Origin of the sequence: Bacillus sp. FSL R7-0166 (assembly GCF_038008935.1) — a bacterium.
Taxonomy (GTDB): Bacteria; Bacillota; Bacilli; order Bacillales; family Bacillaceae; genus Bacillus; species Bacillus altitudinis.
The window spans coordinates 3,174,769-3,200,339 of the sequence record NZ_JBBPAC010000001.1; the positions used below are offsets into that span (position 1 = coordinate 3,174,769).

Annotated in this window: 26 protein-coding genes; 2 read left to right on the top strand and 24 right to left on the bottom strand. The window is 39.9% G+C overall.

The window, feature by feature from the left end:
• Positions 1-3: 3 nt before the first annotated feature.
• The 3 genes from NST01_RS16550 to ctpB form a co-directional block, all read right to left on the bottom strand.
• Entirely contained in the window at positions 4-1,191 is a 1,188-nt protein-coding gene (locus NST01_RS16550) for a PDZ domain-containing protein (protein WP_234898347.1), read from the bottom strand.
• Between the two features lie 68 nt (positions 1,192-1,259).
• Positions 1,260-1,613 (bottom strand): swarming motility protein SwrAA, encoded by a 354-nt coding sequence (locus NST01_RS16555; RefSeq protein WP_007500014.1) that lies wholly within the window; start codon positions 1,611-1,613, stop codon positions 1,260-1,262.
• Between the two features lie 344 nt (positions 1,614-1,957).
• Entirely contained in the window at positions 1,958-3,406 is a 1,449-nt protein-coding gene (gene ctpB / locus NST01_RS16560) for a carboxy-terminal processing protease CtpB (protein WP_341042206.1), read from the bottom strand.
• A 153-nt stretch (positions 3,407-3,559) separates the two neighbouring features.
• Here ctpB and NST01_RS16565 point away from each other — a divergent pair, with 153 nt between their 5' ends.
• Entirely contained in the window at positions 3,560-4,300 is a 741-nt protein-coding gene (locus tag NST01_RS16565; RefSeq protein ID WP_008348223.1) for a sulfite exporter TauE/SafE family protein, read from the top strand.
• Positions 4,301-4,348: 48 nt separating this feature from the next.
• Here the strand turns inward: NST01_RS16565 and NST01_RS16570 are convergent, their stop codons facing one another.
• The 5 genes from NST01_RS16570 to NST01_RS16590 all read right to left on the bottom strand — a co-directional run bounded on the left by NST01_RS16570 (position 4,349) and on the right by NST01_RS16590 (position 8,904).
• The gene (locus NST01_RS16570; protein ID WP_341042208.1) at positions 4,349-5,611 is read right to left on the bottom strand and encodes a murein hydrolase activator EnvC family protein; all 1,263 of its coding nucleotides are present in this window, start codon (positions 5,609-5,611) and stop codon (positions 4,349-4,351) included.
• A gap of 114 nt (positions 5,612-5,725) precedes the next feature.
• Positions 5,726-6,616 (bottom strand): permease-like cell division protein FtsX, encoded by an 891-nt coding sequence (gene ftsX, locus NST01_RS16575; protein ID WP_024719915.1) that lies wholly within the window; start codon positions 6,614-6,616, stop codon positions 5,726-5,728.
• Positions 6,609-7,295: a cell division ATP-binding protein FtsE gene (ftsE, locus tag NST01_RS16580; RefSeq protein WP_008348229.1), complete on the bottom strand. Its 687-nt coding sequence runs from the start codon at positions 7,293-7,295 to the stop codon at positions 6,609-6,611. Before ftsE ends, ftsX begins: the two co-directional genes overlap by 8 nt.
• 382 nt (positions 7,296-7,677) lie before the next feature.
• Positions 7,678-8,007: a cytochrome c551 gene (gene cccB / locus NST01_RS16585; protein ID WP_341042209.1), complete on the bottom strand. Its 330-nt coding sequence runs from the start codon at positions 8,005-8,007 to the stop codon at positions 7,678-7,680.
• A 48-nt stretch (positions 8,008-8,055) separates the two neighbouring features.
• Positions 8,056-8,904, bottom strand: coding sequence for a YitT family protein (locus NST01_RS16590; RefSeq protein ID WP_017368132.1), 849 nt, complete (start codon positions 8,902-8,904; stop codon positions 8,056-8,058).
• Positions 8,905-9,093: 189 nt separating this feature from the next.
• On the opposite strand from NST01_RS16590, the gene NST01_RS16595 reads away from it, so the two are divergent.
• Positions 9,094-9,828: an alpha/beta family hydrolase gene (locus NST01_RS16595; protein ID WP_341042211.1), complete on the top strand. Its 735-nt coding sequence runs from the start codon at positions 9,094-9,096 to the stop codon at positions 9,826-9,828.
• Between the two features lie 17 nt (positions 9,829-9,845).
• Here the strand turns inward: NST01_RS16595 and NST01_RS16600 are convergent, their stop codons facing one another.
• The 16 genes from NST01_RS16600 to NST01_RS16675 all read right to left on the bottom strand — a co-directional run bounded on the left by NST01_RS16600 (position 9,846) and on the right by NST01_RS16675 (position 25,569).
• Entirely contained in the window at positions 9,846-11,639 is a 1,794-nt protein-coding gene (locus tag NST01_RS16600; protein ID WP_341042212.1) for a M3 family oligoendopeptidase, read from the bottom strand.
• Between the two features lie 124 nt (positions 11,640-11,763).
• Positions 11,764-12,865, bottom strand: a protein-coding gene (prfB, locus tag NST01_RS16605; RefSeq protein ID WP_098680723.1) for a peptide chain release factor 2 whose coding sequence is annotated in 2 segments (ribosomal slippage) — positions 11,764-12,792 and positions 12,794-12,865 — 1,101 coding nt in all. Because the reading frame shifts where the segments join, the coding sequence is not laid out codon by codon here.
• Between the two features lie 67 nt (positions 12,866-12,932).
• Positions 12,933-15,458 carry a preprotein translocase subunit SecA gene (gene secA, locus NST01_RS16610; protein ID WP_035701569.1) on the bottom strand — a complete coding sequence of 842 codons (2,526 nt, stop codon included), beginning with the start codon at positions 15,456-15,458 and terminating at the stop codon, positions 12,933-12,935.
• A 198-nt stretch (positions 15,459-15,656) separates the two neighbouring features.
• Positions 15,657-16,220, bottom strand: coding sequence for a ribosome hibernation-promoting factor, HPF/YfiA family (gene hpf / locus NST01_RS16615; protein WP_007499992.1), 564 nt, complete (start codon positions 16,218-16,220; stop codon positions 15,657-15,659).
• 189 nt (positions 16,221-16,409) lie between these two features.
• Positions 16,410-18,095 (bottom strand): methyl-accepting chemotaxis protein, encoded by a 1,686-nt coding sequence (locus NST01_RS16620; protein WP_341042213.1) that lies wholly within the window; start codon positions 18,093-18,095, stop codon positions 16,410-16,412.
• Positions 18,096-18,128: 33 nt separating this feature from the next.
• A complete protein-coding gene (locus NST01_RS16625) occupies positions 18,129-18,509 on the bottom strand; it encodes a hypothetical protein (RefSeq protein WP_008348244.1) in 381 nt (126 codons plus the stop codon).
• A 13-nt stretch (positions 18,510-18,522) separates the two neighbouring features.
• Positions 18,523-18,864: a flagellar protein FliT gene (locus tag NST01_RS16630; protein ID WP_008348246.1), complete on the bottom strand. Its 342-nt coding sequence runs from the start codon at positions 18,862-18,864 to the stop codon at positions 18,523-18,525.
• Positions 18,861-19,265: a flagellar export chaperone FliS gene (fliS, locus tag NST01_RS16635; RefSeq protein WP_008348247.1), complete on the bottom strand. Its 405-nt coding sequence runs from the start codon at positions 19,263-19,265 to the stop codon at positions 18,861-18,863. Before fliS ends, NST01_RS16630 begins: the two co-directional genes overlap by 4 nt.
• 17 nt (positions 19,266-19,282) lie before the next feature.
• The gene (locus NST01_RS16640; RefSeq protein ID WP_060781475.1) at positions 19,283-20,809 is read right to left on the bottom strand and encodes a flagellar hook-associated protein 2; all 1,527 of its coding nucleotides are present in this window, start codon (positions 20,807-20,809) and stop codon (positions 19,283-19,285) included.
• Positions 20,810-20,829: 20 nt separating this feature from the next.
• Positions 20,830-21,171 carry a flagellar protein FlaG gene (gene flaG, locus NST01_RS16645; protein WP_146270810.1) on the bottom strand — a complete coding sequence of 114 codons (342 nt, stop codon included), beginning with the start codon at positions 21,169-21,171 and terminating at the stop codon, positions 20,830-20,832.
• A 153-nt stretch (positions 21,172-21,324) separates the two neighbouring features.
• On the bottom strand, positions 21,325-21,549 hold the full coding sequence (gene csrA / locus NST01_RS16650) for a carbon storage regulator CsrA (RefSeq protein WP_017368138.1): 225 nt from the start codon (positions 21,547-21,549) through the stop codon (positions 21,325-21,327).
• Positions 21,543-21,977, bottom strand: a complete 435-nt coding sequence (gene fliW, locus NST01_RS16655) for a flagellar assembly protein FliW (protein WP_017368139.1) — start codon at positions 21,975-21,977, stop codon at positions 21,543-21,545. Before fliW ends, csrA begins: the two co-directional genes overlap by 7 nt.
• A gap of 28 nt (positions 21,978-22,005) precedes the next feature.
• Complete coding sequence (locus tag NST01_RS16660; RefSeq protein WP_035701576.1) at positions 22,006-22,584, bottom strand: DUF6470 family protein; 579 nt, start codon at positions 22,582-22,584, stop codon at positions 22,006-22,008.
• A 46-nt stretch (positions 22,585-22,630) separates the two neighbouring features.
• A complete protein-coding gene (gene flgL / locus NST01_RS16665) occupies positions 22,631-23,542 on the bottom strand; it encodes a flagellar hook-associated protein FlgL (protein WP_008348257.1) in 912 nt (303 codons plus the stop codon).
• Positions 23,543-23,550: 8 nt separating this feature from the next.
• Positions 23,551-25,071: a flagellar hook-associated protein FlgK gene (flgK, locus tag NST01_RS16670; protein WP_138826534.1), complete on the bottom strand. Its 1,521-nt coding sequence runs from the start codon at positions 25,069-25,071 to the stop codon at positions 23,551-23,553.
• Between the two features lie 15 nt (positions 25,072-25,086).
• Positions 25,087-25,569, bottom strand: coding sequence for a flagellar protein FlgN (locus NST01_RS16675; protein ID WP_007499977.1), 483 nt, complete (start codon positions 25,567-25,569; stop codon positions 25,087-25,089).
• Positions 25,570-25,571: the final 2 nt, after the last annotated feature.

Below are 25,571 nucleotides of genomic sequence, written 5' to 3' on the forward strand. Positions count from 1 at the left end.
TTTTTAAGATGAAATCGCCGTTGGCTCTTGCTGAGGATCGTCCTTCACAAACAGGATACCAAGCTGGTGATGCTCCCCTTCGTAAGAGGCGCGTTTCTCAAATCTTGTCTGACCATTGAGACCAATAATCTCGAGCTTTGTCAGAGCACGGTTGGTTTGTAGTGCTTCATAAAATTCTGAAACGGTTTTGATCTCGATTCCATTGACCTTTGTAATCATTTCTCCGATCTCAAGCTTTAAATCAGCCGCAGGGGTATTCGGAATGATACCAAGCACCATAAGCCCTTGATTCCGCTTAGAGAAAAAGAATGGTGCAGCGTTGTCATTCACCCTCTGCTTCCATGATAAAAAGGCTCTTCCTGCAATCGCTAGAACAACAGCTCCCCACGCAATCGGCTCAAACCAAATACTTGCCGCACCTACTGCAGCAACAGCTAGACCGAGCATCATAATACGGCGTGACGTAATTTGAATACTCACAATTGGCAGCGATCCTTGAATACGCTGGCCAAAGCCGATGATGTAAGGGATCACAATAAATGAAAAGCTTTGATCGTGCACTTGAAGCACAGGCCACCATGGCAGAGAAGAAGTCCATTCACCTGCCGGCATCAGCAAAACAAGTGGTAGAAGCCACAGACGGTTTGCTCGCTGCTGGCCGATCAAAAGTCCTCTCGCACTCATCACCATTGCAGGCGATGTACGTAAATGCGCCGTTCGATAGGCTAACATGCCTTCAGTCATTAACAGTAGCCCTAACAGGATCACAACGGCTGATGCATTCATCATTGAAAGCTGCGGCAGCCAAGAATGGCTCACTTGAACAGACATCAATCCAAATGCCGCAATAAAACTGAAACCGAGTGTGTATGCAGACGAAAGCGCACTCGCCTTAAAGAATAAAGAGAAAACGATGGTCATCGCTGCAATCAGCACGATGAATCCAGGCGGAAGGGAAATCCCTAAGCCTACAGATATGATCGATAGACAAATTCCTGGAACCCATCCCTTTGAATATGTAAATTTCAGTTCATCGTAAACATCTTCTATTCTTGTTTGAAACGCTTTTCTCTCCCGCTTTACGCGGATGTAGCCATATAATAGGCTGATTAATATCATAAAATAAAAAAGAGGATGGATTAAAAACAGACCGACCGCTTTTAATCCGGCTCCCATCCACTCCGAGCTCATTATCGTTCACCGCCCAAGTCAAGCATTTTCTCTTATTCTATCAAATAAATCGATGCTTGACATCAGGTTTATTTCTCCTGATTCATCCAAAGTGTGACATTCGACAGTGAAAAATCTTTTAAATAGTGATTCACATCTACATCTAGTATGCCGCCGAGAAGCTGCATAGACCTCTTGATGTCGGTTAAGTTTATACCAAGTCTCTTATGATTATCCATTAAATAATTGAAGTATATCTCAGCACAGTCTTCATCGATCTCGTCGACTGATTCTACCGTTGTGTAATTGACCAAGTACCTGCTTAACAGCATGAGTAGACTTAATGCCTTTGTAGCCGAAAACGTCACATCTTTCGTACGACTCTTAAGCTCCTCTACCAACTCGTAATATTTTTTCTCTCTCACAATACTTGCCCTTTTCAATTGTGTACCCCCATTTACTAGTTCTTTTAAGAAAAGCGCAAACCTCGGTACAGCTCAATGCTTAAGCTGAATATCCGCAAAAAATAAAATATTTAAAATGAGTGCTACTTTTTATTGTAAGAATTATTTATGTAACATACAACTTTCAAAAGTTTCATTTTCATGACATGTTTAAATCAACAGAAAGTCTCTTATATAAATATGTTATCGGGTAAATTCGAAGGAATGTTATGTTTTTTGTAAAATAAATGAATATATTTCTCGATATAATATATTTTTAAGAATAAATTATTACATGTTCGTAACACTTATGAACCAAAAAAAAGAGGCATTTATTCGCCTCTTTATTTTTTGAGATATAGTGCTTTTAGTGCAGTTTGCAGCTGAAGATCATTCTTTTCATAAGATTTCACTTCATCTACCATCTTGTTCATCATTTTCGCTGTCTTTAAATCAATAACGCCTGATTTTTCGAGATTGTATGTGCTTTGAAATGCGAGTACAGCCTTTTTCGTTTCTTCGTCAAAATATCCATCTACTCTGCCAGGGTCAAATGATAACCCTTTTAACAATGTCTGTGCTTGTCTGACTTCTTCATTGTTCATATCAAGCTGAAGCGGTTCTTTCAGCTGGAGCGGGCCAACGGTGAAGTAATCTGGTTGATGAATCGCAATGGTCGGCACAACGCCTTTTTTGTGAATCCAATTCCCTTTCGGTGTCAGCCACTTATACAGCGTTAATTTAATGTTACTTCCATCTCCCATTGGTACCGCCTGCTGCACAGTTCCTTTACCAAAGGAAACATCACCTACCACTTCATACTTCCCTGCTTCTTTCAAAGCACCAGCCAGAATTTCAGAAGCGGATGCACTTCCTTTATCAATTAAGACATTGACCGGGTATGGTTTTTGTTCTTTTCGTTTTGAAAAATATCGTTTTCGATCGCCATTCCGTTCTGCAATTTGAATATATGGCTGATCCTTTGTGATAAAATGTTTCAAAATGTCTTCCACACTTTGTAGATAGCCGCCAGGGTTTCCTCTCACGTCCAGCACAAGGCCTTCCATGCCCTTTTTCTCGAGCTTATTCAGGCTTGCCGTGAAATCCTTCGCCGTATCTTCAGAGAAGCTAGAGATCGCAATATAGCCTGTTTTATGACCATTGACCTCTTTCATTGAAGCCGTTACGGTTTCAAGCGGGATTTCTTCGCGTTTGATATGGAATGTTAGCTCTTTTTCAATTCCATTTCGTCTGATTTTCAAGGCGACAGACGTTCCTTTTTTCCCTCTTATTTTCAGTACAGCATCGTTTAGGCTTTTTTCTTTCATCGTCTCACCGTCAATGCTGATGATTTCATCTTTCGGTTTCAGACCCGCCTTTGCCGCAGGGGATTTTTTAAAGGCAGAGACAATGATAATCTTTCCTTCATCCATTCCAACTTCTGCCCCAATTCCTTCAAATGAGGAATCAAGTGAATCCGAAAATTGCTTTGCGGTTTGCTTGTCCATGTATACTGAATACGGATCATTTAAGGTTGAAAGCATTCCTTGAATGGCACCTTCAAGCAGCTTTTGACGATCCACTTCCTCTACATATTCATTCGAAATGAGGTCATAGGCTTTCTCAATTTTCTCCATTCCGTTTTCCTTCGCTCGATCACTTGATTGAGCTTGTCCAGCCACTGCAGCAGCCGCTTTCGGTGACTCCGCTTGAGTCGCCTCTTTATGCGTCATAACCCCTGCACTGATGATGAGAATGACACTTGCCATGATGGATGCGATTTGTTTTTTCATATTTGGCCTCCTTCTTCAACTCTTCCTGATGACCTGAGTTATTATATGCCAGAAGAAGGGATTTCATGTAAAGACATTCTCCTAGGGAGGCTTGACTAATCATTTCATTAGGTGTAATTTTTATTTTGTTACGATCGAGAAGGAGTCTTCGCTATGTATATTATATTGACGATGCTTTTATTAGGAATTTTACTAGGGTTTGTAGGAGCTGGCGGGGCTGGTTTTGTCATCGCATTGCTGACGTTAATCTTTGATGTACCAATCCATACTGCACTTGGGACATCTTTAGCTGCTATGGCATTTACGACTTTATCTGGTGCATACAGCCACTACCGGGAAGGAAATATCCAGCTCAAATCAGGTTTGATTGTCGGTGCACTAGCTTGTATTGCTTCATTTGCCGGAGCAAAAGTGGCTCCTTTTATTCCAGAGGATAGCCTGCACTATTTAACAGCTGGTATGCTCTTTTTATCTGCTGTTTTTATGATGATCAAATTGTTTGTCCTAAAAGAAGATGCTGAACAACAGCCGCTTTCTTCACGCCAATTGCTGATCAGGGGCATTATATTAGGCCTTGTATCAGGGATGCTTTCAGGGATGTTCGGTATCGGATCAGCACCATTTATTCAAGTGGGGCTTTTGATTTTGCTGAAGCTGTCTATTAGACAAGCTGTTGGCACAACGATGCTAGTGATTATTCCAATCTCTATTGGCGGTGGAATTGGTTATATTTCAGAAGGCTATGTTGACTTTATCCTGCTCGTTCAGATCTTAATCGGTACCGTATTAGGAGCTTTTATTGGGGCAAAATTTACACGCCTTGCGCCAAAACTGTTATTAAAATCCGCTGTGCTTTTAACACCTATTATTGCCGGATTACTGCTGTTATTTTAATTTCATCTACATGAAAAAAGCCGATAACATGCTGTTATCGGCTTTTTGTCAGCGGATATATTGCGCTGGATTGACTGCATTTGATTTCGCGCCATTCCATAATCCTTTATGAATTTCAAAATGAAGATGCTGGCCATAAGACTGACCTGTGTTGCCCATATATCCAAGGAATTGACCTTGCTCGACTCTTTGACCTGTTGACACACTTCTTGTTGAAAGATGAGCGTATACCGTTTGATACGTTTGGCCATTGATGTTATGTGTAATGAACACCACGTTCCCATAACTCGACGAGTAGCTTGAGTTCGTGACTGTTCCAGATGCGGCTGCAACGACAGATACAGTGCCTTTTGCAGCGATATCTAATCCGTAATGCTGTCCGCCAGAACGTCCGCCAAAGCCTGATGAGAAACGGCCTGCAGCTGGCTTAATGAAACCTGAGCTACTTGCTGGTGTATCTGACACTTGATCAGATCCTCCACTTGGTGCAGGTGCACTTTTTTCAGCAGCTGCTTGTTCTGCTTTCTTCGCTTCTTCTTTTTGACGGCGTGCCTCTTCAGACTTTACCGCCGCTTTTTGATTTGCTAAAATTTCTTGTTCATTTTCAAGCTTTCCTAGTTCATCATGTGCATGTTCTTTTTCTTCCGTTACATGACCAAGGACTTTTCCTTTTTCTTTTTGCTGTTTAGATAGGTCCTTTTTCAACGTTTCAAGCTCTTTCAAAGATGTTTCAAGTCCACTTAGCTGTTTATTTAGCTCTGCTTCTTTTTGCTCTACTAGCTCCAAATCATTCTCGTGTTCTGTAATCATGTCTTTATCTGCTTCGACGATGGTTGTAACAGCTCCCACACGACTGACAAAATCACTAAAGCTACGAGCACCTAGCAGCACATCTAAATAGTTGATTGTACCGCCGCTTTTTTGCATAGAACGAATTCGATCTTTGAAAATCGCTTTTCTCTTTTCAATTCGCTCCTTGATGACTTCAATCTCTTTTTTTAGTTTTTTGATCTCTTTTTTCGTCTGTTTGACCTCTTTTTCTTTTTCAGCGACTTTTTCAGTTGCGGCACTTACTTTTTGGTCAATTTTTTCAATTTCTTGCTTGAGCTTTGATTCTTTCTTTTCAAGCTTTGCCAGTTCTGATTTCTTTTTCTTCAAGGTTGATTCAGTCTTCGATGTTTTCTCTTCAATTTGTTGACGTTTTTGATCTAGGTCTTCGTATGCGAATGCACGATTTTCGTTCCCTGGAATGTATAGCCACGTTGTTCCAATAAACGCTGCCATTCCAGCCATCATCAGCTTTCTTTTCAAAACGATATTCCCCTCCCATGACAACTGCCTGCATAAAGAGTCGACCGGATGAATTGGATCAACCGGTCACATCTTCTATAGAATCTTCGAGTGCTGCCATCAATATAAATAGATTTATACTTTCAAGAATTTACGGATGGACGTTAAACTTCCCCACACACCGATAATGGCACCGATCAATAGAAGGATCAGTGATACTTGATAGACAAACGGATTGTATGGAAGCATTGAAATAAATGAACCTTGTACCCTTGGTGCCACCCAGCCGACAGCATATTGATACGTGCCAAGCAATACAGCGATTGGTATAATCGAGCCAAATACACCAAGTAGTAATCCTTCGATGAAGAACGGCCAGCGGATAAACCAGTTCGTTGCACCTACTAGTTTCATAATCTCAATTTCTTTACGTCTAGCAAAAATCGTAATTTTGATCGTATTGGAAATCAAGAACATCGCTGTAAATAAAAGCCCAATAATAAGTGCGATGCCGACATTACGCGCCACTCCGACAACATTAAAGAGTCGGCTGACCTCTTCTTTTCCATAAGTGACTTTATACGTCCCTTTTAGGTTTTCTAATTTTTTCGCTACTTTTGGTGTATCGTGGGGATCTGTTGTTTTCACAATAAACGCATCATTCAATGGATTTTCTTGATCAACCAGTCCCATAGATTGTCCATTTTCACCAAAGCTTTTAATCAGTGCTTTTAGTTCATCATCCTTGGATGAATATTTCACATCACTTATTTCAGGAATCTTCTCAATTTCTGCTTTTAATTCATCTTGCTGCTTTTGATTCGCAGTTAAATCGATGAGAACTTTTACTTCTACTTCTTTCTCAGCGTTCGATGCCATGTTATTCAAGTTGAGCATAATGACAAGAAAAACCCCAACTAAAATCAATGTGACAGTGACCGCACTAATTGATGCAAATGTCATCCACGTGTTTCTTCCAAGTGAACGGAAGCTCTCACGTAAATGCCGCGAGAGAGTTTTAATCATAAATTCCGTACTCCCCTCTTGCTTCGTCACGCACAATCATTCCATCTTCGATTGCGATGACGCGTTTCTTCATGCTGTTTACAATCTCTTTGTTGTGTGTCGCCATGACGACTGTTGTTCCGCGGTTATTAATCTCTTCGAGTGTCTTCATGATTTCCCATGAAGTATCTGGATCAAGGTTTCCTGTCGGTTCGTCTGCAATGACAACCTCAGGATGATTGACGATCGAACGAGCGATCGATACACGCTGCTGTTCACCGCCGGAAAGCTGATCTGGAAATTGACGAGCTTTGTGCTTTAATTGCACCAAATCAAGTACCTCAAGCACTTTTTTCTTAATAATACTTGGCTGTTCACCAATGACTTCAAGAGCAAATGCCACGTTCTCAAAGACCGTAAGACTTGGAAGCAGTTTGAAATCTTGGAATACTACGCCAATTTCTCTTCTCACATAAGGAATTTCTTTTTCCTTCATCGAGCCTAAATCTTTGTTATTAATTAAGATTTTCCCTTTTGTTGGCTTCTCTTCACGATACATCATTTTAATGAACGTGGATTTACCAGCGCCACTGGGACCAACAACATACACAAACTCTCCTGGATGGATAGAGACATTGATTCCATTGATCGCCTTTACACCATTAGGATAGATCTTATAGACTTCCTTCATTTCAATCATGTAATCACCTAATCTTTTCTTATTCGCTGTCAAACAGCTTATCATGATGTTCTGACACTTCTCGTCAAAAAACGTTATGTATGGTCACGCACATACCCTTCGATACGCACAAGCAATTTATGTCCTTTTCATCCAAAAAGATGAAAAAATTGAATCGTCTAAATTTCAACAACTCCAATTATACGTCATGAATCGACGCAATGGTATTACATTTATATTTCAAAACTTATAAATAAAAGGTAAATAGAGCAACCAAAACCGAAAAACATGTCTTTTTACCCTTATTTTTTAAATAAAATTTAATATAATACGTTTTCATACTATCCAAAAGTCTTTTTCTACAAATAGAAAATAAAAAAACCTTGTCGATTAGACAAAGGTTTTATTTTTTCTCTGCAAGCCATTTGGCGACTTCTTTTGCTTGTTTTTCATCTACCATTCCGCTTGGCATAGATCCTTTACCGTTCTGGGCAATATCTGCAATTTGGCTTTCATTATATTTTTTCCCGACTTCTTTCAGGCTTGGGCCGCCTCCGCCAGATAAGTCTTTTCCATGACAGCCAATACAGTTTTGCTGATAAATCTCTTCACCACTGCTCACACTTGAAGCACTTTTACTGCCTTCTTTGTCACTGCTGCTTGAATTTCCTCCACAGGCCGCAAGTACAAAAAGCATAGTGACAAAAAGAAGCGTTAATCCGCTCTTTTTCATGTATTTCCCTCCCTTACAATCATTTGGTCAACGTTATTATATCCTTGTTTACGCCCTTTTAAAACCCTCACCAAGCACCTCTTTTGCATCCATGACGATGACAAACGCTGATGCATCGATCGCTTTTACCACTTGTTTCAACTTTGTGAATTGTGACTGCCCTACAACACACATTAAAATAGGCCGGTCATGGTCGGTGTACCCACCTACTGCTGAAATCTTCGTTACACCACGATCAATTTGATCAAACACCGCCTGTCTGACCTCATCCTCATGGCCCGTAATAATCATGGCCATCTTCGAGTGACTAAAGCCAGCCTGTACGACATCAATCGTCTTACTAGAAATGAACACTCCGATCACTGCGTACAGACCTTCTTCAATCCCAAAAACAGTCATGGCCGCCAAAACAATCAAACCGTCCATCATTGCTAAACAAGTACCTAACGTCAGCCCTGTATATTTATTAATGATTTTGGCCGCAAGTGCCGTTCCTCCCGTTGAACCATTGCCGAGGAAAACGAGCCCAATCCCGATCCCAATCACTACACCGCCAAATATTGCGGCTAGCAGTGCTTCATGGGTGACAGGAGCAATGTGTCTTGTTAAGAACACCATTAAAGGTAAAAAGACAGAACCAACGAGCGTTTTTACCCCAAATGTTCCACCTAATAAATAAAAGCCTGCGATAAACAGCGGAATATTGAGACCCCATTGTACATATGCAGCTTCAAAGCCGAATGATTGCATAATGGTACTGATTCCGCTCACACCGCCAGCAGCAATCTGATTTGGTAATAATAACGTATTAAAGCCAACCGCTACGATAGCTGATCCTATTAAAATGAGTAAATAATTTTTCACTTCAATCCAAAATTGAGAATGTTCCTGCTTCATGTCTTTCTTCCTCCGTTACTTCTGAATGCACACCTATTTTAAGTCCTCTCATTCAGATTGTAAATAACAGCCAAATGCAGTGCTAATGGATTAATACTTTATCACACAGCCGGATCAGCGTACTTGCCGTTTGGCAGAAGAGTAAATGATGGTATATTTAATATGTACATGAGAAAGAAGGGACATACGATGAAGAAAATACTGAAGATCACCGGTATTACATTACTTGCACTCATCATCTTAGCTTTTGGTGCTTTCTATACATGGAGCCGATTTACATATGGACCATCGGAAGCGTTAAAAAAGCAGATGAACATTGAGCAGGTCGATCATAAAAACGGGGTATATTCATTTGAAGCATCAAAAAGCGATACTGGCATCATTCTATATCCTGGGGCAAAAGTTGAACCTCTTGCGTATGCCTATCTTGGGAATGCGCTGATGAAGAAAGGCTATTCGGTCTTTATCCCAGACATGCCATTTTCCTTCGCAATATTTAATACGAAGAAAGCAGACGATATCCTCAAAAGTCATCCGGCCATCAAGCATTGGTACATTGGCGGACATTCGCTAGGCGGAACAGCTGCCGCTATGTATGCATATAAAAATCAAAGCAAGCTGGACGGCCTCTTTTTCCTTGCCTCCTATCCTGCATCAGATGATTTGAAACAGGCTTCCTTGCAAGTATTATCTATTTCAGGCGAAAAAGATGGTCTCGCAACACGAGAAAAAATCAAAAAATCGAAAAAGCAGCTGCCTTCTCAAACGGTGTATCATGAGATAAAAGGCGGTAATCATGCTCAATTTGGCATGTATAGCAAACAAAAAGGGGATCAGCCTGCAGACATTCCAGTCCTCACGCAACAAAAAGACATCGTTCAGACGATGCTGGAATGGTTAAAACCAGCAAAAAAGCTCCCGTAATGGGAGCTTTTCATTTTTTATGCCTTCGTCGCTTCTAAAAACTCTTCAGCATCTGCCACAGCCAGTGAAATGGCCTCTTCCCAAAATGCTTTTTGAGTCAGGTCGACACCTAGGTGCTTATATGCCAAATCTTCTACAGTCATTGACGCTGTATCTTTTAATAGCGCAATATATTTCTCTTCAAATGATGCCCCAGCCTGCAATGCTTTCGCGTAAATACCTAGCGAGAACATGTACCCGAAGGTGTAAGGGAAGTTATAAAACGGGACACCTGTAATATGGAAATGCAGTTTAGACGCCCAGAAATGCGGATGGTATTCATCTAAAGAGTCGCCAAAGGCTTCCTTCTGTGCTTCTACCATCAACTCATTCAAGCGGTCAGCTGGCACTTCTCCTTGTTTGCGCTCTTCATAAAAGCGTTGTTCAAATAAGAAGCGTGATTGAATATTCATAAAGAATGCTACACTGCGCTGCAGCTTATCCTCTAGCAAACTGAGACGCTCTTCTTCATTGGCCGCCTCTTTTAATGAAGCATCTGCCACAATCATTTCTGCGAATGTAGACGCAGTTTCAGCTACATTCATCGCATATTTACGATTCAACATCCGAACATCCTGCATGACTTCCTGATGGAACGAATGACCAAGCTCATGTGCTAGTGTCGCTACATTGGATGGAGTCCCTGAGAAGGTCATAAAAATACGTGATTCTCCGCTATCAGGGAAATTCGTACAAAAACCGCCCACTCGTTTGTTTGGGCGATTCTCAGCTTCTACCCAGCGTTCATTAAAAGCTTTTTCAGTAAAAGCAGCGAGCTCTTTTCCAAACCCTGCGAAATGATTGATAATAAAAGCGGCTGCATCTTGATAAGAATAGGTTTTTGTCTCACTTCCAATAGGCGCTCCCACATCAAACCAGCTCAGTTTATCAACCCCAAGCATGTCAGCTTTACGTTGTAAATATTCAATGAATGGCTGTTTATGTTCATCAATGACAGACCACATTGTATCGAGCGTCTCTTGTTTCATCCGACAAATATCAAGAGGCTCTTTTAATATATGATCCCATCCTCTGGCTTCATATACTTGTAGACGAAAACCAGCGAGATGATTGAGTGTGCTTGCAAACAAATGTTCATCCTGTGTCCATGCATGTTCTAAATTATGATACACGGCTTTTCTTACTTCACGATCTGAATCATCCATCGCATTTTCTGCTTGGCCTACAGAGATCATTTGTGTTTCACCATTTTGCTCAAATGGAATGGTAATTTTGTTCACCAAGCTAGAATAAAGTTCATCCCACGCATGATACCCATCTACTGCTAGTTTTTGAATGAGTGTTTCCTGTTCAACAGGCAGTTGATCTTTCACATGTTCTCTTCGTTCATTTAATATGTAACGAACATCTGAGAAAGCGGCTGAATCCATTAATTCTTCCCACTGGCTAGTAGGAATCTCAGCAAGTGATTGATCAAACCCTGCTAGAATGGTTCCTAATTCAGCTTCCAGCTTGGCAATAGACCCTCGGAGACTACCTGCCTTCATATCCTTTGTATTTTGAGATTGTAGACAGGATACAAATGAACCTGCTTGCGCTAGTTTTTTATATGTGATTTCATACGTTTCAAGGACAGTTGTTAACTTTTTTTCAATTTGTGTATCTTCTTTTGAAAAGGCATCTACCTTTTGTCGTAACTCATCTAATAGCTGCTGTATGTGCTGTAAGTATGTGATAAATTCTGATGAAGAACTGCCTCCTTTAAAAAAGGCATCTAAATCCCACGTCTCTTGTAATGGTTTTAATCCCAAATTATTTCCCCCTTTAATTGCTAATTTCATCATACAAAGGATATAGAGTCAGTATGGCATATGTATTCCTTTATATTCATTATATTTTCTCACAATTAAAAAAACCCGGCAAGAAGCCGAGTTTTTATGATAATTTTGAACGTAAATACGCATCGATAAAGGAATCTAAATCTCCATCCATCACCGCTTGAACATTTCCCATCTCCGTGTTGGTACGATGGTCTTTCACAAGGGAATATGGGTGGAAAACATACGAGCGAATTTGGCTTCCCCAGCCAATTTCTTTCTGTTCTCCTCTAATTTCATCCAATTCCGCCTGCTGTTCTTCTATCCGTTTTTGATAAAGCTTAGATTTCAGCATTTTCATTGCACGTTCTCTGTTTTTGATTTGGGATCTTTCCGTTTGGCACGTCACGACGACATTTGTTGGGATGTGTGTGATACGAACCGCAGAGTCCGTCGTATTGACGTGCTGCCCCCCTGCACCACTTGCACGATACGTATCCACCTTAATATCCTCTGTACGAATATCGATATCAATTTCTTCATTAAATTCTGGCATGACATCACAGGAAACGAAAGATGTATGTCTACGGCCAGATGAATCAAATGGAGAAATACGGACTAAACGATGGACACCTTTTTCTGCTTTTAAGTAACCGTAAGCGTTATGTCCTTTAATCAGTAATGTCACAGACTTAATTCCTGCTTCATCACCAGGAAGGTAATCAAGTGTTTCGACCTTAAAGCCTCTGCGCTCTGCCCAGCGGGTATACATTCTGAGGAGCATCGATCCCCAGTCCTGTGATTCCGTTCCACCTGCACCCGGGTGAAGCTCAAGAATGGCATTGTTTTTGTCATACGGTTCACTTAAAAGAAGCTGCAATTCAAACTCGTTAAATTGTTTTGTTAAGTTCTTCAGTTCTTTTTCAAGCTCTGCATGAAGATCCTCATCGTAGTCTTCTTTTAATAAATCATGCGTCATTTGCAGCTCATCATGAGATTCACTGAGCTCATGATATGTATTCACATAATCCTTCAGTGCATTGGCTTCATTAATGACACCTTGCGCTTTTTGCTGGTCATTCCAAAAGTCAGCCTCTGACATCGTGGCCTCAAGCTCTGCAATTTTCGCTTCTTTTGTATCGAGGTCAAAGAGACCCCCTAAAATCAGCTAGCCTGCTAGCCATATTTTCAAGCTCTTGTCTAATTTCTACTAATTCCATATCCTTCACCTCATAGATGTATGGGGGCTGACATGAATAGAAAGAGGTTTTCACCTCTTTCCATTACTTATTCTGTCTTCCCATGACAATTTTTATATTTCTTGCCGCTTCCGCAGTGACATGGTGAGTTTCTTCCGATATCCACCACTTTACGCACCGGCTTTTTCTTCACTGTTTTCTCCTCATCGCCTTCTTGAGGCTGATGAGCAGTTGTTTGTCCTTGAACGACTTCTTCACGTTCTAGGTTGTTTTGGATTTCTGATTTCAGCACATATTTAGCGACGTCATCTTCAATTGAAGCGACCATATGCTCAAACATCGCAAATCCTTCCATTTGATACTCACGAAGCGGATTGGTTTGTGCATATGCACGTAAATGGATTCCTTGACGCAGCTGATCCATTGCATCAATATGATCCATCCACTTCGAATCTACTGCACGAAGAACGATGACTTTTTCAAATTCACGCATTTGTTCATCGCCAAATGTCTCTTCTTTTGCATCATATTTCTCTTTAATCCGCTCCATGATGAATTCGGTGATCTCATCTGCTTCTTTACCGAAGATATCTTTGACCGAAATGGCACCTTCATCTAAATAGTTCGTGTTGATTAATTCAACAAGACCATCTAGTTTCCATTCTTCTGGAAGTTCTTCTTTCGGCGTGTAAGATCCAACAGCCCGCTCAATAGACGATTGAATCATATTGATCACAATCGATTTCAAGTTATCAGAATCGATGACTTCAAAACGCTGTTTGTAAATGACTTCACGCTGTTGACGAAGAACATCATCATATTGCAGAAGCTGCTTACGGGAATCAAAGTTATTCCCCTCAACACGTTTTTGAGAAGATTCAACAGCTTTTGAGACCATTTTACTTTGAATTGGAGTAGAGTCATCCATGCCGAAGCGATCAAGCATCGCCATTGTCCGCTCTGCACCAAATCGGCGCATCAATTCATCTTCCATTGAGAGATAGAATTGAGTAATCCCTGGGTCTCCTTGACGACCAGAACGACCACGGAGCTGGTTATCAATACGGCGTGATTCATGACGCTCTGTCCCAATAACAGCAAGACCGCCTAGTTCTTTCACACCTTCGCCAAGCTTGATGTCTGTTCCACGTCCCGCCATGTTTGTCGCAATTGTGACGGCACCTTTTTGTCCAGCTTCCTCAATAATTTGTGCTTCACGCTCATGGTTTTTCGCGTTTAACACTTGATGTGGGATGCCTTTATTTTTAAGCAGTTTTGAAATTAATTCAGATGTCTCAACCGCAACAGTTCCGACAAGGACCGGCTGTCCTGTCATATAACGCTGTGCGACGTCTTCAGCTACTGCTTTAAATTTGCCATCCATCGTGCGGTAAATTAAATCAGGTCTGTCATCACGCACAACCGGTTTATTGGTTGGGATTGTGACAACCTGCATATTGTAAATGTTACGGAATTCCTCTTCTTCCGTTTTCGCTGTACCTGTCATACCAGATAGCTTTTCATACATACGGAAGTAGTTCTGGAACGTAATGGTTGCAAGTGTCATGCTTTCATTCTGCACTTCAAGACCTTCTTTTGCTTCAATGGCTTGGTGCAGACCTTCACTATAGCGACGTCCTTTCATTAAACGTCCTGTGAAGGAGTCAACGATGACGACTTGACCATCTTCCACAACATAATCAACGTCTTTTTGCATCGCAACATGTGCCTTAAGAGCCTGCGCGATATGGTGGTTAAGAGCGACATGTTTGACATCAAACAAGTTCTCAATGCCGAATGCTTTTTCCGCCTTCGTCATTCCGCTTTCAGTCAGCTGTACACTTTTTGTTTTAATATCATAAGTGAAATCGTCTTCTATTTTTAACGTACGAACAAAGGCATTTGCTTGTACGTAAAGTTTCGTCGATTTTGCAGCTTGTCCAGAAATAATAAGAGGTGTTCTCGCTTCATCAATTAAGATGGAGTCAACTTCATCGATGACGGCATAATGAAGTGGTCTTTGAACCATTTGCTCTTTATACAGCACCATGTTATCTCGTAAATAATCAAAGCCAAGCTCATTGTTTGTTGAATACGTGATATCAGCAGCGTACGCTTCTCTTTTTTCATCTTTGTCTAAACTGTTTAAGTTCAAGCCAACCGTTAATCCAAGAAATTCGAAAATCTTGCCCATTTCCTCTGCATCACGGCTTGCCAAATATTCGTTGACTGTCACAATGTGGACGCCTTTTCCAGAAAGAGCATTCAAATAAACAGGCATCGTTGATGTCAACGTTTTCCCTTCACCTGTTTTCATCTCAGAGATATTCCCTTCATGTAGGGCGATCCCCCCCATGAGCTGCACCTTAAATGGGAACATTCCTGTCACGCGGCGGGAAGCCTCACGAACCGTTGCAAATGCTTCAACCAAAAGGTCGTCTACAGATTGTCCTTTTTCAAGTTTTTCTTTAAATTCGATCGTTTTATTTCGTAAAGCCTCGTCAGATAATTTCTCGAAATCTTGAGCGAGAGCTTCGATTTCATTTGCCTTTTTTTCATATCGGCTGATCGTACGTTTCGTAGGATCAAACACTTTGTTTAAGATTCCAAGCATATAATAACGCTCCTCTATTTCATGCAATTTTTCGGCATGTCCAAAAGTTTGACAGGTCCATATTTACCTGCATTTATCATACCATACCTTCCTTGATTTCCAAAGAATTTGCAATGATTTAGCACAAAAAACCCGCCCCTTATGAAGGGAACGGGTTTACTTTTTTTAGGTCATTTTCGGATCAAAAGGAACGAATGATTAAGCGTTCGGCTCAATGAGTCCGTATTTACCGTCATTTCGGCGGTATACCACATTGGTCAAATTTGTCTCAGCATTTGTGAAGACAAAGAAACTGTGACCTAACATGTTCATTTGGAGAATGGCCTCTTCGCTATCCATTGGTTTTAGATTGAAGCGTTTTTGTCTGACGATTTCTGTTTCATCAATTTCTTCGTCATCTTGAACTGCTACTTCGGAAGCACCGTTTCCTCCAGCAAATAAATGCTTTTTCGCACCTTGCTCACGGAATTTACGGTTCACTTTCGTTTTATGTTTTCTAATTTGACGTTCTAATTTACTGGTTGCTAGGTCTACTGCATTGTACATATCCTCATTATGCACCTCTGCTCGAAGTGCTAGATCAGTCATTGGAATGGTAACCTCAACTTTAGATTCTTGATCGTTGTAAAATTTCAAGTTCACGTTGACTGAAGCATCAACATCTGACTCAAAATAACGCTCCAACTTTCCAATTTTTTTCTCGACATGATCTCTTAGTGCAGGTGTTACTTCGATGTTTTCTCCTCGGACATTGTAATTCATGTAAAGAACGCCTCCTTTAAAATTAAGGATATGTAAACTTATTTCTACTTTTCCCTCCTTTTCTCCTGCTCAAACGTAAAAAAAATGTGAATTTTTATTGAAATTTGTCGAATCCTGCGGTGCTTCAGCTTTTACTTGATAGGTGATGAATATATATTCGATTGATTCTTGAAAAAGACCATCGCACTGTTAAATCTTGAAAGATGAAATAGATGTTTTCAGTGATTGAGACAAAGATTTTAAATCTTCCGCAGCTGCTTTCATTTCCTCATTCGCCGCTAGTGATTCTTCAACAGCCGCCGACATGTACTCTGTTTCCTCAGAATTTCGCTTGGCTCCTTCTTCTATCACACCAATTGTTTGAGAAATTTCTTCTGTACTAGCTGAGATTTGCTCTGTCGTGGCAGAAAGCTCCTCTGCTTTCATCGAGATATCACGGATGGATTCCAGAATTTCTTGAAAGCTCTGTTCAGACAATTGCGATACTTTCACACCTTCTGCTACATCTCGTTCCACTTTCGTCATAGATTGAGACGATCTATCAGTATCTTTGTTCACGTTGGCGAGTAACTGACTAATTTGATCAGTCAGTTGACTTGATTCTTCTGCCAGCTTTCTGACTTCATCTGCAACAACCGCAAAACCTCGTCCATGTTCCCCAGCCCTTGCTGCTTCAATGGCTGCGTTTAAAGCAAGTAAATTTGTCTGATCTGCAATGGCATGAATATTCCCCAGCAGGTCTTGAATGCCGGTAAACTGTACTTGTACATTGGCCATTGTAGAATGATGTTCATTCACAGATTCCTTAATAGAACTCATTTGTTTCACAAATTGTTGAATGAGGGATGCGCCCTCTTCAGCCTTTTCAGTCACTGAAATTGAGTGACCCGAAACATCAGACGTATGTTCAGCCGCATTATGCATACCAGTCGAGACTTCTTGAATCGCCGAAGCTACTTTTCCTACTGCATCCGATTGTTCACGTGAAGCTTCACTGACCTGTTCAATCGAGCTAGACGTCTGTTCACTAGCCGATATGGTTTGACTGATGGTTTCTTCAAATTGCGCAGCAGAATCAGCTAATTGCCTTGATCCGTTTTGCACCTGTAAGATGAGCTGACGCAAATGAGCGGTCATTTGGTTAAAAGCCGTACCGAGCTGGCCAATTTCATTTTTAGAGGTTACTTCAATCTCTTCAAGTGTGAGGTCACCATCTGCCATTCTTCTTGCTGCATGTGTGACAGAGACAATCGGTTTTGTCATACGATGAACAAACCTTGTGCCAATGACTAAAAAGCCGACTATAATCGCTGCGCTAACGAGAATAAGCGTCAGCAATAATTGGTTACTTTCTTCATTGAGCTGACTGATTTTTTGATCCCGCTGTTTCAATTGTGTTTGAGCAAATTCTTTTGTAAAGGTATGTATTTCTTGTTCGATAGGTTGTAATTCTTGACTGAGGCGGGTGTTGAATTCTTTTTGATTTTGCATATTCAATGAATTAAATAATCGATTTGTTGAGGTGTAGTAAAGATAATTTTTTTCGGAAATTTGATCTAACAGATTTTTTGCTTGTTTAACGGTGCTCATTTTTGATGCTTCAGCTGTTTTCTTATTGATTTCTTCATATGTTTGCTCAATCTTCTGTAAATTTTCAGCATCTTGAACAACCACATACGTTTTAATTTGTGCTTCTTGCTTTTGTAGCAGTGCCTCTAATTCCAGCGAGGTCTGGTACAGCTTTACTTCTTTGGTGAGAAGTGCTTTATACGATTGATCTGTTTTGTAATAAATAAAACTAGAAAACCCCAAAATACTGACAAACAATACACATATGACAATAAGCCCAAATAAAAATTGATTTTTTAGTCTCATAAATTCCTCCGAATGGTCTGAATTGAACAAAAATTAATGAATGACATACGGCCTCATACAGGCATGTATTTCATCCATCCACTTTCTATATTCAGGTATAAAATATGATGTAAGGAATGACTGGAAGTGATTTGAAGGGAATGTATAGAAAGCTAGTATATCGAAACTTAAAAAAATTTGGTCAAACGATCGAATCGTCTTGGCAAAGTGCTCATTTTCAATAATCGAAAGCAGAAGCGGATGTGTTGTCTCTAAATGAAAGAAGGCATGGATCAGATCATTAAAGATCCGATCCCCTTCTGTTTTAGCGAAATCCTTCTCAATTTCATCTAAATATTTTAGACTCTCTTCTATCGTATATAGAAGGTCATAATATGTGGTTAATAAAATATAGTCATCTGAACGATACGCCACAGGTCTCACCTATTTATTTCCGTTTATCGTAGTATACGCCGTCACTTGTCATGGGCTGATACGGATTTTGATAATTCAGCTGTTTTGTTTTCTTACGTTGAATGGCTTGAATATCTGCCTTGATCCCATTTTGAATCTCCGTTAATTGCTTGGCCATCAGTTGATCTGTTTGAATGATTTCTTTGATTTTCTCTTTTTCTTGAACGGAAAGCTCATGTTGAATGTCTCTCATTAGTTCGTCTCTCTCAACTAAAAAAGCATCAAAGTCTTCAACGAGTGTTTCGCTTTGCGGGTTGGCCTCTATTTCCGCTGCCATTTTTAACGTTTGGTCGTGCAGTTGATCCACAATACTCATAGAGATCCCCCAATAGAGTGGTGACGCCCTTTTCGATCGGTTTGAATGACTTCCTTCCAAGCATCTCGGAAATCAGTCACATATTGCTCTACTTCATTCAGGATCTCTTCGTCATTTTGCAGATTGGCTTCAATCAGTCTTCGATAGATGTAGTCATACATACTTGCCATGCTCTTTGATACATCATACGTACGATTTAAGGTGACATTTAATTCTTGGATGATGTTTTGAGCCTTTTTCAGGTTCAAGTTTCTCATTTCAGCATCTTCTTTTTGAATGCCATGCTTTGCTAGTCTAATAAACTTTAAGCATCCTTCATAAAGCATAAGCGTTAACTCGGCCGGTGTTGCGGTCTCAATAGAATTTTTCTGATAGGCGGCATAAGGGTTCTGAATTGCCATATGTTATAAACCTCCAATTATTGTCCAAGCAGTTGAGAAAGATAGCCAGATTGGTTGTTTAGCTTTTGAATCGCACTATCCATGGCGTTAAACTTTTTGTAGTAACGAGCTTCCACCATTTTTAAACGATCTTGGAATGTATCCATTCGTTTTGTCAAAGAATCTAAATCCTTACCAAGTCCATATTCTTTTAGCTCCATTGATGTACTACCAGCTTTTGTTTGAATACTCTTCGTGAAGGCTGATAAGGAATTTTTGACGCGATAGATGATTCCTTGTTCTTTATATTGCTGCTGTGCTTTGTCTTTGTCTTTAGAATCAACATTTAAAGAACCAGAGATAAACATTTGCCTTACCTTGTCTGGGTCTTCTTCAATGGCTTTTTTTAATTTCTCTACTCCATTAATATTAATTAATTCAAGCTTCCCGCCATCTTTATACGAGGATGAAGTAGAAATACCGATTTGTGTCAGGTGAATTTTATTCCCATCACTTGTCGTAATATCAGCATAAAAATCACTTCTTATTTTAGAGGCACCAGCTCGTAAAATAGAATCACTTCTCAGTAAGCCAGACTTAGCGGTTGTTTCCCATAACTCAATTTCTTTTTCAGACATGGCTTTTTTCTCTTCAGCCGTTAATGGTTGATAGTCTCTATTTCGCTTTTCATTCACTTTACCATTGACCAATTCAACGAGTTCGTTGTATTTATCAACAAATTGTTTAATTTTATCAAAGATGGCATCGACATCTGTTGAAACGTTCAAGCTGACAGGCTTATCTGTTGTTCCTTTCAGCTCATATGTGATACCAGCCTGCGTGAAGGTATTATTGTTATTTTCCATTTTGAGACCATTAATTTCGTATTGCGCTTTCTGCCCTTGAGTAGTCGCAACTAATTTATTATCTCCATCCACTTGGAAGCCTAATTGCGTTAAAAATGAAGCGGAATTGCCATCCGCTGCCTTAATACTGACACCTTCACCAGTCGTACGCGAAGTCAGGGCGATCGTATCTACGTAGTTGGTTCCATCAAAGATCTGGCCTTTATAAGCCGTGACACCAAGTTGAGAGCTGTTCAATTTTGTCACGATTGTATCAAGGGTATCTGTATCAGTGGTATTAATGGTCACTGTTTTAGGTGTTGTAGAATCTGGTGTCATCACCTCAAACGTAAACGTACCGTTTGAAGCAGTAAATCCAGATGGACTAGAAGATTTGAAAACGGATGCTGTCGCTAGTTGGGTCACATTAATTGAGCCAGAGGCAGCATTTGTTGAGCCAGTTGCTGTGACAGCAGATTCGTTTGAGCTTGTCACCTTTTTTGCGCCATAAGTACTTGGTAATGTTAAATTTAGTTTGGCAATGAGATCATCTAATTCTTTGACCTTTGAATTGACCTCGCGGTAGCTGTCTCTTTGCCATTCAAGTGTTTGTTTCTGGCGTGTCATTTTATCAAGTGGTGCTTGCTCAGTTTTCATTAGCTTTGAGACGATTTCATCAATATCAAATACATTTGAAAATCCAGTAATTCGATTAACCATGGTTTATGTTCTCCCTTCAATTACATTCTTTTATCGACAAATAAACCGACAATCTCTGTCATTGCCGCATAGAAATCAAGCCATTCTTTGGAAGGAATCTCTCTAATGACTTCTTCGGTTTGGTTATCTACGACTTTGACATAATATTCATTGAGTTTTTCATGTAATTCAAATTGAAGATGAAATTGAGTAGGTTCAATCAACTTATTTGCTCCTTGAAGCGTTTTCTCAATTTCTTCTTTTGAAACGACTTTTCCATTTGCTTGTAAATCAGTGTTTGCATTGTCATTTTGATGATTCGTAACACGGGTTTGAAATGCATCAATCAGTGGCTCTATCGAAGTCAACTTACCAACAGACATAGTTATTCAGCTCCTGTGCTTTAATCTATCTTTTATATCGGCTTTGAATTTTTAAATTAAATATAGATGGACCGATTTGTTAAAGTTTCATATAGATGGTGTACTTCTACGGTTTCACACGGAGGAGGATCGACAAATAGGATAAAAAAATCCTCACTTTTTTTGTGAGGATAATTGAGAAAGTAGATCGAGGGACAAGCTAGCAGCACGGCTGTTTTCTTCTTGAATAGACAGGTATACTTCCTTCCTGTGAATATCAATATGCTTAGGAGCCTCAATTCCAACTTTTACTTGATCGCCTTCAATCGCAATAATTTTAACTTCAATATCGTCGCCTATTTGAATCGATTGATTTAATTTACGAGATAGAACTAACATGAGGAAGCCACCTCTAGCAAATGTTTTGTATGATAGGCTGAATCATGCAAAATGACCTGCTTGGCTTTCATGTTTTTCCGATTCACAATAATAGGCGCTCTTAAATTGGCTGTCGTTTTTTCAATAGAAGATCCCATTGTTAAAATAACCATGACTTCCACTTCATTGGCATCTTCTACCCCAAGAATGTCTACAACCGATTCTTCTAAGTCAAATTCATATTGATTGAAGAACAAAAATGGGCTGCTGACAATAAAGCCTAGTTCTGCATTTTTCAAAGATTGAAGAACTAAAAATGGGGATTCTTCTGATAAAGGTAAAATGACAAATTGTTTTTGATCCAGAAATCCTGGTATCCCATTAGAGAAGTGAATGATTTGCTCCTCTTTAATCGTCACTTCGCCATGGTATTTTGTTTGAATGATCATAATTCACGACCTTTTTCATTTTTCTTAACTATACCTTATCACCATTTTGACCTGTTTCGTCAACTTCTATTTTTAATTCTGGGTATTGTAACATATCAATATGAACTTTACCTGGCTGGTAGTTAACAATTGGTTTATGAGGTGTTGCCTCTATAATAGCTTTTTGCGGCTCCACATCAATTTTAAGTTCAGATGGCTGATAGTGAATTTTCACACTAAAAAATGAAGGAATCACACCGATGTTGAATTGTTTTGCTGGAGGACTGCCATTGATTTTCGCAAACTCAGCAATCGCATTCCCACCATTCTCGATCTTGATGAGTTCACTTCCTTCTTCCGCTCTACGCCCCATACCTTCTCCAATCGCACGTTTCCCCTCCGCAGCCCATTCCTCTGAACGTCTAAAAATCGACTTAATATCCATATCGGCAAATGCCTCGGTTTGATCTATGGTTAATTTCGACGGTGTCCTTGTGATATTCATGACAGCTCTTGGCTGCTGAATCTCAAGCTCAGCTCTTGGCTGCTCTACTTCTTGCCTGGAAGGGGTTGTCGACATTTGCAGCTTTGCATAAGTTTGCTCCATTAACAATCTAGGGATTTGCATAGGTTCACCTCCATGATGCAAAAAAGCACCCAACGGATGCTTTTTCTTATCTTAAGAAATCGACAAGGGATGGCTGAATCACTTTAGCTGTCGTCGCTAAAGCAGCTCTATTTACAGTCTCTTGTTGAAGAAGATCAAGAATGGCTTTCTCACTTTCTACATCTTCGGCATCTGATTTAGCCTTTTTCAGCACTTCAAATTGCGAAGTCAAACGGCTCCCGACTAAGTCGATACGATTGGATCTAGCCCCAAGATCTGAACGCTCAGCACTCATCACTTCTTTAAACTGATCGATATTTCCTAATGCATCATCAGAATTTGTAAACGTTCCATTTTTTAATGAGTTTTCTAAATCAGTCAGCATTTCAATGACATTTTGACCACTGGCAGATTGCCCACCAAAAGCTGAAAGAGGATTTGAATTCACATTTAATGTGATTCCATCAGAAATGTTCGACTGAACCACGTTTGCATCTGTATAGTTTTCAAAGTTAAATGTAAACGTACCATCTGCATTCTCTACAACTGGTTTAACATTGGTATTCGTCCCATTAAAAACAAACTTACCTAACATCTGCGTGTTCATTGCATCAATGATTTGATTCTTCATCTGACCAATTTCCACTCCGATAGCAGCTAAATCTTCTGGCTGTTTTGTTCCATTGGCCGCATCGAGTACTTTATCTCGTATATTTGACATGATATCAATTATTTCAGTGACACTTGTTTCAGATGTATCAATCCAGTTTCGCGCCTCATTTAAATTAGTTTGGTATTGCTCATTTCGAAACATGGCTGTACTATACTGAAGACTTTTCACTGCTGCAACAGGATCATCAGACGTTTTTGTGAAACGTTTTCCAGACTGTGCCTGCTCATTAATTTTAGAGAGTTTTTCATAACTTTTGCTAATATTTCGAAGTGAATTTTGAGAAATCATACTTTGCGTGACTCGCATCAGTTACCCTACCTTCCTACGACTCCCATGCCGTTTATTATTTTATCTAATACTTCGTCTTGCATCGTCATAATTCTTGCTGCTGCATTATACGCATGCTGAAATTGAATCATGTTCGTCATTTCTTCATCTATAGATACAGCACTAGTTGACATCCTGCGTTCATTGGCTGAATTCACAAGAGCAGCTGAACTGCTTTCAAGCGTCATGTTCTTTTTAGCTTGTATCCCCATTTCAGCAATAACATTCTGATAGTAATCCTGAATCGTAGTGGTAGTTCCGCCGATTGGCAGCTTTAAGTTTTGAATATTAGCTAATTTCGTAGCATTCGAACCATCACCTTGCGTTTGATTAAGAGATGCAGCAATGTTATCTGTCGATGCTAAAATCACGTCACTCACTTTGATACGTGCTGCCAAGCCTTTATTCAAATCATTGTTATTCTCAATATCGAAAAAGTCTTGTCCACTTGTGCCATTTAACGTGTACCCTTGCTTATGGACGTCGTTAAAAGTATCCATAAATACTTTTGCTACTTCATCCAGCTCAGCAAGCATATCCGGGTACATGCCTTTTTCAGCTCCATTAGACATATAGCCATACGCCTCAACAAGTGCTTTTACTTTACCATTCACTTGTAATTGATCAGCTGCGATGGTTGTCGTTCCAAATTGGAGTGAGTTAACAAGTCCTGTCGTATTATCATAGGAAAGTTGCAATTCAGATTTTTCATTGGTAATGCCATTTAAAATTGTTCCAGCAGATTGTCCATTTGCACCGATAATATCGATGTTAACGGTTCCTTCAGCAATTTCCAGAGCATTTCCTCCAGAAGGGTTGTAGCTCACTTTAATATCAACAAGTGAGGAAAGCTGATCTATAAGAGCGTCGCGCGTATCATAAAGATCATTGGGAAGATAACCATTTGGCTCAACTGTTGCAATCTGTTTATTCACTTCATCAATTTGAGTTAATAGGGTGTTCACATTTTTTGCCGTTGAATCGAGTTCAGTTTTTAAATTCTTTTGTATCGTTGTTAAAGAAGAATTTAGCAGGCGGAATTGATCTACTAAAGCCTGAGCACTTGTCTTAACAACTGTACGGGCTGAAGCAGTATCAGCATTTTTCGATTCCGATAAGACTTGTAATGATTTCCAGAGATTATCAAAGGCTCTATTCAAGCCTTCATCTGTCAAATCATTCATCACTCCTTCCATTTGTGAAAGAGCATCAGACTTCGTCGCATAATAAGACAAGTTATTGTTATGATCTCTATACTGAAGATCTAAAAAGCTGTCTCGAATTCTTTCAACAGTTCCAACTTGGACACCTGTCCCCATTTGGCCGTATGTCTTGCCATCATAAACAGAAATCACTGGGTAAGGATTCTCTGCTTTAAAGGTAACTCTCTGTCTTGAGTAGCCATCAGTATTTGCATTGGATACGTTGTTTGATGTGACATAAAGCCCTGCACGCTGGGCTGTGATTCCTCGTTTTGCCGTTTCTAGTCCCATGAATGTAGAACCCATAGATATCCTCCTTGTTTACGCCTTTGAATCAAACAAAGCCCTATGCTGTTTAGGCTTTGAACTCTCAAGACCATTTTGTCCGTAATTCATATTTTCTTTGTTAGGATTCACAAGATCGAATGTCAGTGAAATAAATTGAAGTGACTGCTGAATAAGCTGTTTGTTCAGTTCGTTTACATCTTTCAGTTCCACCATGATGTCATTCAGCTTCTCATATAACGAAATAAGCTCTTCTTGATCCGTTCCTGTAGCTTTTTCGATGCATGCGGTGATTGTCGGCGATTGATCACTTTGTAAAAATTGAACTGCTGCTTCAATCCGCTTTTCTTCTAATTGTGAAATGGCCTGAATATATTTTTGCTCAAGGTTCAGAACCTCTGAAAGAGCATCGATCTCGTTATTTTTCAGCATTTCTGTTTTATTCTTAGACAGCTTTAGAAGCTGTTCATGTAATCCGTAGAGACGGTGCAGTTCTTCAATCATTATTTTTACTGACATTC